This is a genomic window from Streptomyces sp. NPDC017225 (assembly GCF_044331465.1).
GTDB lineage: Bacteria > Actinomycetota > Actinomycetes > Streptomycetales > Streptomycetaceae > Streptomyces.
Genome location: NZ_JBIRNE010000003.1, coordinates 744,391 through 751,272, shown reverse-complemented (window position 1 = coordinate 751,272; position 6,882 = coordinate 744,391). Strand labels below are relative to the sequence as shown.

Genomic DNA, 6,882 nt, shown 5'->3' with positions numbered 1-6,882 from the left:
CGCCGCCCTGCGGCCGCACCTTCGACGGCGGGATCAACGGCTCCGCGATCTCCCACAGCCCGTCCGGCACAATCCAACTCCACGTACCCCGCCCCGTGAACGACTCAACGAGCCAACCCCCACATAGGACACGGTCTAAGACATGACTTGGGGAACTGGGGCCGATCCTCTCACCGCGTCAGGTTGAGTGAACGCTGTCCCGTAACTCCTGACGACCCGTACCAGTGACCGATCTGGCCCTGCCCGGCGGGTTGCTGTTGGGTCGGGGAGTTACGCGAGACGGGGACAAAGCGGTCCAGCAGCGAACGGTGGGACTCGGTCGGTTTCCTTCAGCTTGGGGCCCGTTCTCCGGGCGCTTGCGTCCGGGGTTCGGGCCCAGGCTGGTGACGGCCAGGTAGAGGCACTTGACGGCGGCCTGGTCGGTGGGTGAGGGCCCAGTCCTGCCGGGCCGAGTAACGGAAGTTGCTTCTTAGCGGGCAAACGACGCGGGTCCGTACGATCGTCGCGGGCCAGACGGTGTTCACGGCATCCGGGAGGCCTGTCAGGGTCGTCACAGACCAGCATCAGAACACCGGACGCGCCGCGATTCCTCATCTCGGTCAGGGCCTGGAACCACTCCTTTCCGCCTTCACCACCGTCACCGGTCGAGAGGCCCAGGACGTCCTGGTGTCCTTCGAGCGGTGACCGCCACCGCCATGTGGCCAGTCGGCCGGTGACGTAGTCGTCCCTGGCTTTCACGTTCACGCAGTGGCCGAAGACGAGCGGGGCGACGTGCCCAGCGTCCGCCGTTCCGCCAGGCCGGCCTCACGCTGTCGGCGGTCGTGGACTCGGAGACCTCCGCGCCGTGGACCTCGGCGAGATGCGCCGATATCTCCCCACGGGTCAACCCTTTCGCTGACAGCGGCAGGACCATCTCGTCCACCCCGCCCAGGCCTCCCGGCCTCGATGTCACTCATCACATCTTCCATCAACCCTGACTGTCCAGCGGTAATATCCGGTACGACGGTCCGGTAGTAGAAAAGGTGCCCCTGACCTGCGAGGACGCGACTTTCAAGGAAGCATCGGCTGCGAGAATCAAGACACCTTTATGGTGAGCGAGCGTACAGCGTGGGACCGGAGCCTGGTCGTGGGGGCTGTCGGGAAAGGGCTGGTCAGGCATGCCGGGGTGGTGTTGCTGCGGTGGCTGGCGGACCGGCCGGGGTTGACGGGGGCGCTGACTGGGGTGTTCCCGGCGGGCGGGCCTGGATGGCGGAACCGGGCGGTGGTGATCGTCCAGCTGGCGATTACCATCGCGCTGGCGCCCGCAGTATGACGGAGGCCGAGCAACTCGCCCTGCACCATGAGAGGGTGATCGTTCCGGGTGTCTCGGACTCCAGGGTGCACCGCACTCCGAACCTGAGCGACGGCGACCGGCTCGCGGCGATCGCCCGCGTCCGGGCACGGGTCCGCCGGGTGGTGTGGTCGTGGCTGGCCTTGCGTCCCGGTGGCTTCCCCTGGCTCACCGTCGCAGGGAAACGCCTGCACAACTGGGTGATCGTGGACATGGACGGCACGATCATCACGGCCGCCTCGAAGAAAGGAACTAGCGCGGGGGGACCTGGAAGAAGAGTTTCGGTTCACCCGTGGGCCGCCTGGTGCGAATACCGGCGAGTGTCTGGCGAGGCGGCTGAGGCCGGGCAACGCCGGATCGAACACGGTCACCGACCACACCACCGTGCTCGCTGACGCACTCGCCCAGATCCCCGGCTCCTCCCGTGCGAAGATCTTGATTTGCGTCGACGGCGCCAGCGCGACGCACGGTCTGCACGAACACCTCATCGGCTTGACCATCCATCGCCGCGCGGTCCGTTTCACCACCGGCTGGACCATCACCGAACTCGACGAGCAGGCCATCGCCCGCCTGCCCGAAACGGCCTGGGACGTCTCCCTGAACCAGGACGGGTCCCTCCAGGAGGGCTACGGTGTCGTGAAGTTGAGCGGCCTGAGCGTCCGCGAGGGCTGGGCAAGGTACTGAGGCTGATCGTCCGCCGGGTCAAGCCCTCCGGACGCCACCTCGCGGACCTGACCGGCTTCGAGAGGAAGACCGGCTTCAGGTACTCGGTCATTGCCCCCAACATCAACAAGATGACCCGGATTTCCGGCTCCCACCAGGCCCAGTGGCTGGACGCCCTGCACCGCCACCACACGGCCGTCGAGAACCGGGTACGCACGAACAAAGTGATGGGACTGCACACCCTGTCCTCGAAATCTGAGGTTCCCCCGAGATGCGGGGAGATGTGGCACCAGGTCAGATGGGGCTCATGAGAGGAGCCCAGACGATGCCTGCCCCGAGGGAATACCCGCTGGAGTTGCGTGAGCGGGCGGGGCGGATGTAACGGGCTTCCGAGCCGAAGCCCGTGATCCGCCGCATGGCCGAGGAACTCGGCGTGCACCACGAGGCCCTGCGCGGCTGGATCCGCCAGGCCGAGGCCGACGCCGGCCAGCGAGGCGACATGCTCACCACCGCCGAGCGTGATGAGCTGGCCGCCCTGCGCAAGGAGAATGCCCAGCTCAAGCGGGCGAATGAGGTCCTGCGGACGGCTTCGGCTTTTTTCGCGGCCCAGCTCGACCCGACCCGGCCCAGGTGACGGCGCTCGTTGATGAGCACCCGCATCTGAGGGGTCGAGCCCGTACTCCGGGAACTTTCCATCCCCTCCTCCACCTACTACCGGTGGCGCCAGGCCGAGACTGGTCCGTGCGAACGGCGCCGCCGGGACGTCGAGCTGACGGGCAGGATCCGGCAAGTCCACGACGAGTCCGGAGAAATATCTACGGCTGACCCCGCGTGCACGCCATCCTCAAGCATGAGGGCGTCCACGTCGGCCGCAAGCGCGTCGAGCGGCTCATGCGTCCGGCCGGCCTGACCGGGATCAGCCCCGCCGGGGCAAGGGCTTCACTCGCCGTGACCCGAACGCTGATCTTGCTCCTGACATGGTGCAACGCGTCTTCACCACGAACGGGCCGAACCGGCTGTGGGTCACTGACCACACCATGATCCCCACCGGGGAGGGGCCGCTGTGGCTGTCCGCGATCCGCGATGCGTTCTCCCGCCGGGTCGTGGCCTGGGAGACCTCTGCCCGCGTGGACGCGGACCTGGTCCTCACTTCGCTGGAGTATGCCCTGGCCAGCCGCGAAGTTGCCCCAGGCGAGCTTGTCCACCACGCCGACCACGGCTGTCAGGGCGGATTCAATCGGTCGTCGCAACACCTCGTGATCAGCGAGGTGCGGGATGGTTCGTCGTCAGCAGGCAGCCGATCGGGCCATTCGGCCGAAGTTGAGGTCTCCGGGGCATCCAAAATTTCAGCGTCATATCGAAACGGCGTTCTGGGACGAGATCGCCAAAGGTCTCCTCGCGGAGGAAGCGGCCGGGGTTGTCGGCGTGGCGCCGGCAGTGGCCACGCGCTGGTTTCGGCAGTGTGGCGGCATGCGACCGTTCGATCCGAAGCCGCATTCGGGCAGGTACCTGTCGTTCTCTGAGCGGGAGGAGATCGCGCTCCTCAACGCGCAAGGCAAGGGCGTTCGTGAAATCGCTCGGGAAGTCGGCCGTGATCCGGGGACGATTTCCCGTGAGTTGCGGCGCAACGCGGCCACCAGGAGCGGGAAGCTCGATTACCGGGCATCGGTCGCGCAGTGGAGATCGGACATGGCCGCACGCCGCCCGAAGACATCGAAGCTGGTCGCCAATCCGCGGCTGCGCGCGTACGTCCAGGAGCGGCTGTCCGGAGAGATCAGCACGCCTGGCGGCAGGGCGATCGCAGGACCTTCGACAGGTGCGTGGACGGGGCGGAACAAGCCGCACCGCAAGGACCGCGCGTGGGTGCAGGCGTGGAGTCCGGAACAGATCGCGAACCGGATCAAGGTCGATTTCCCGGATGATGAGTCCATGGGCATCAGCCACGAGGCGATCTACCAGGCGCTCTACATTCAGGGCCGCGGGGCGTTGAAGCGGGAGCTGATCTTGTGCCTTCGCACGGGCCGCGCGCTGCGTGCCCCGCGTGCTCGTTCACGTCGCAAGACCTGGGCGCATGTGACACCCGAAGCGCTGATCAGTGAACGGCCTGCCGAAGTCGAGGACCGTGCCGTTCCTGGCCACGGGGAAGGCGACCTGATCATCGGGCTGGAGCGGTCCGCGATCGGCGCTGTCGTCGAGCGGTCCACTCGATTCACGATGCTGGTCCACCTTCCGCGCGAGAAAGGCTACCGGCACAAGCAATCGGTCAAGAATGGTCCTGCGCTGGCCGGTTATGGGGCGATCACGATGAAGACCGCCCTCGCCAATACGATGTCGACGCTGCCCGAACAGTTGGCACGGTCGCTGACCTGGGATCGCGGCAAGGAGATGTCGGCCCATGCGCAATTCAGAGTCGAGACAGGCATTCCCGTGTTCTTCGCCGATCCGCATAGTCCATGGCAGCGTGGCACGAACGAGAACACCAACGGGCTCCTGCGCCAGTACTTCCCGAAAGGCACCGATCTCTCGAGATGGTCCCCCGAGGAAGTCGAGGCCGTTGCTCACGCTCTCAACAGCAGACCCCGCAAAACGCTCGGCTGGCGCCTGGTCAGGGCTGGTATCCAGGCGTCCATGGGATCGGTCGCGACTCGTTCGACAATGCCCTGGCGGAGAACCTGTGGATGGTCATCAAGACCGAATGCATCCGCGGCCGCGTCTTCGTCATCAGGGCCGAGGCGAACCTCGCGTTCTTCCAGTACATCGACGGCGCCTATAACGCCCGCTGCATCCAGAAACGGCTCGGCTACCTCAGCCCGATCGAGTACGAGGAGAAGCACTACGCCGACCAGGCAGCGACCGAACAAGTGAACCTGAAACCACGTCAACCCGCTCTGACCAGCTAGTCAGCCACTCCCGCACAGCGGGGGAACCTCAATCCTTCACCACGAAGCAGGGGCTGGATGCTCGCTGCGAACCTCGTCACCGACCTCGACGCCTGGCTCTTCCTCCTGGTCCTGCACGATCAGGACGAGCTCGCCGACGCCGAACCCGACACGGTTCTGGATCTACCACCTGCCCGCCCGGCTCGCTCCCACGCTCGCCGCCGACACCTCCACCTCGCCCCCAACTGGCCCTGGGCTGCCACCTTTCGTTCTGGCCTGGCAACGCCTGACCGGCCTGATCGTCGGCACCTGACAAACAGGCCCCGCCTCGACGAAGACCAGGAAGGAGAACCCCGCGTCACCCCGGGACCGTGGAACCCGGCGCAGCCGCAGCGACAAGCGAAGACCCTGACCGCTCACAGTGGGGACAAAGAGGGTGAAGTGATCACCCTATGCGGCGACGATCACCGCTGAAGAATCGAGGTCAAGCCGGTGAATCCGGGCTGAGTCGCGTCCCAAGCGCATGTGGCGCGGGTCGGCGGCAGCCTGAGGACAGCAGTGCGCGAACCTGGCGCTATAACGCACTCCCTAACTGGATATGCCCGACATTGGGCCTAAACAGTAGATAGCACCTCATGTGATTCTGACTCGAGGCCACCGACCCCCTTTTTCAAGCCCTCCGATGATCGTTTCCGGCCTAGCTTGATCCAGATTCTTCACCTCAAGTTTGCAGAGATTACGTGAAGATACTTCGCACGGTACACACTTGCCCTCTCGGTTACATACACGTTTGCGCCCATCAACCTGTCGCCTGATTTGGAGAGTTCGGTCCCAGTAAGCGCGAAGAGCGCCCGCCGCCGACGCCACCATCAGCTCGATGTTGCCCGAAGCGGTCCGCCGAGCTGTTCGCTGTCGCACACAACTGGTTTCACCGATTCACCCCTTGCCGCCGATCCGCAGCGACATTACCGTGACTGATCGTTCCGGCCGGGCTCATGAACTGTAGCCCTTCATTTCGTCGAGCTGACTACTTCTCGAGCCGCCCGCACCATCCGTAACACAGGGAATGTCGCCGGAATCCGCCAGCACGGCCTTTAGCCGACTTACGGCTGGAAGTATGGCACTTAAACGCAAAGGACGGCATGAAGCTTTCTAGCATAGCACGCAGATCTCCTCTGGCCATTGTCACGGCTCTGACGTTGACCCTCGGAGGTGTGGCCGTCGGCAGTCCTGCCGCTTTCGCATCCTCAGCGCCTCAGGCCGTCCAGGCCACGGTGAACGATCACGGAGGAGGCGGCCAAGGACCGGTCAAGCCGGCCACTTCGGGCAAGGGTAAGTCCAGCCTCGCGGCGGTCGATGTCACGATTACCCGCGAAGAAGTCATTGCACGAGCAAAAACCTGGGTAGGGCAGGGTCTTCAGTACGACTGGGGTGGCAGTCACCAGGGCTACCGCACGGACTGCTCCGGGTTTGTTTCCATGGCTTGGGGCCTGGGGAGCTCGCAGGTCACCAATACCTTTGTCCCCAACGGCTACGCCAAGTGGATCAGCAAGGGCGACCTGAAGCCGGGTGACGCACTCCTCAACGACAACCCGGGCGCTTCCGGCCACGTGACGCTCTTCGAGAAGTGGACCGACTCGTCGAAGAGCGAGTACTGGGGCTTCGAGTTCACGCCCTCCGGCGTGCACCACAGGAAGATCCCGTACCCGTACTTCAGTGGTCGCGGGACATTTAAGCCTGTGCGGTATGTCAATATCCAGGACGAGAGTCAGGCCTCCAAGACGCGGGATCTGACGGGTGACGGCATGGCTGACCTCGCCGTGTATGAGCCGGACGGCACCATCACGATGGGCCGGGGCTTTGGTGACGGGTTCACCGACTACCACACCATCACTGAAGGTTTCGGCGGCTACGACGGCCGACTTCAGTTCGCTGACGTTACCGGGGACGGCATGGCTGACCTCCTCGTCTACGAGAAGGACGGCACCATCACGATGGGCCGGGGCTTTG

At 65.0% G+C, this 6,882-nt stretch carries 9 protein-coding genes and 1 pseudogene; 9 read left to right on the top strand and 1 reads right to left on the bottom strand.

Annotated elements, in window-relative coordinates; all coding sequences use genetic code 11:
- Positions 1-270 precede the first annotated feature (270 nt).
- Complete coding sequence (locus ACH4NX_RS10645) at positions 271-738, bottom strand: transposase (protein ID WP_398128565.1); 468 nt, start codon at positions 736-738, stop codon at positions 271-273.
- Between the two features lie 976 nt (positions 739-1,714).
- Here ACH4NX_RS10645 and ACH4NX_RS10640 point away from each other — a divergent pair.
- The 9 genes and pseudogenes from ACH4NX_RS10640 to ACH4NX_RS10600 form a co-directional block, all read left to right on the top strand.
- Positions 1,715-2,014 (top strand): hypothetical protein, encoded by a 300-nt coding sequence (locus tag ACH4NX_RS10640; protein WP_398128549.1) that lies wholly within the window; start codon positions 1,715-1,717, stop codon positions 2,012-2,014.
- 110 nt (positions 2,015-2,124) lie between these two features.
- Positions 2,125-2,304, top strand: a complete 180-nt coding sequence (locus ACH4NX_RS10635; RefSeq protein ID WP_398153355.1) for a hypothetical protein — start codon at positions 2,125-2,127, stop codon at positions 2,302-2,304.
- A gap of 104 nt (positions 2,305-2,408) precedes the next feature.
- On the top strand, positions 2,409-2,627 hold the full coding sequence (locus ACH4NX_RS10630; RefSeq protein WP_398128548.1) for a transposase: 219 nt from the start codon (positions 2,409-2,411) through the stop codon (positions 2,625-2,627).
- A gap of 197 nt (positions 2,628-2,824) precedes the next feature.
- Positions 2,825-3,034 carry an IS3 family transposase gene (locus ACH4NX_RS10625; RefSeq protein WP_398128547.1) on the top strand — a complete coding sequence of 70 codons (210 nt, stop codon included), beginning with the start codon at positions 2,825-2,827 and terminating at the stop codon, positions 3,032-3,034.
- Positions 2,971-3,516, top strand: coding sequence for a DDE-type integrase/transposase/recombinase (locus tag ACH4NX_RS10620; RefSeq protein WP_398128546.1), 546 nt, complete (start codon positions 2,971-2,973; stop codon positions 3,514-3,516). The genes ACH4NX_RS10625 and ACH4NX_RS10620 overlap by 64 nt, the downstream gene beginning before the upstream one ends.
- Positions 3,464-4,594 (top strand): annotated as a pseudogene (locus ACH4NX_RS10615) (IS30 family transposase); the annotation flags it as partial. The gene ACH4NX_RS10620 and the pseudogene ACH4NX_RS10615, both read left to right, overlap by 53 nt.
- A complete protein-coding gene (locus ACH4NX_RS10610; protein WP_398128564.1) occupies positions 4,522-4,893 on the top strand; it encodes an IS3 family transposase in 372 nt (123 codons plus the stop codon). The pseudogene ACH4NX_RS10615 and the gene ACH4NX_RS10610, both read left to right, overlap by 73 nt.
- Before the next feature lie 57 nt (positions 4,894-4,950).
- Complete coding sequence (locus tag ACH4NX_RS10605; protein WP_398128545.1) at positions 4,951-5,346, top strand: hypothetical protein; 396 nt, start codon at positions 4,951-4,953, stop codon at positions 5,344-5,346.
- A 740-nt stretch (positions 5,347-6,086) separates the two neighbouring features.
- On the top strand, positions 6,087-6,882 hold a 796-nt coding region (locus ACH4NX_RS10600), incomplete at its 3' end, for an FG-GAP-like repeat-containing protein (protein WP_398153354.1).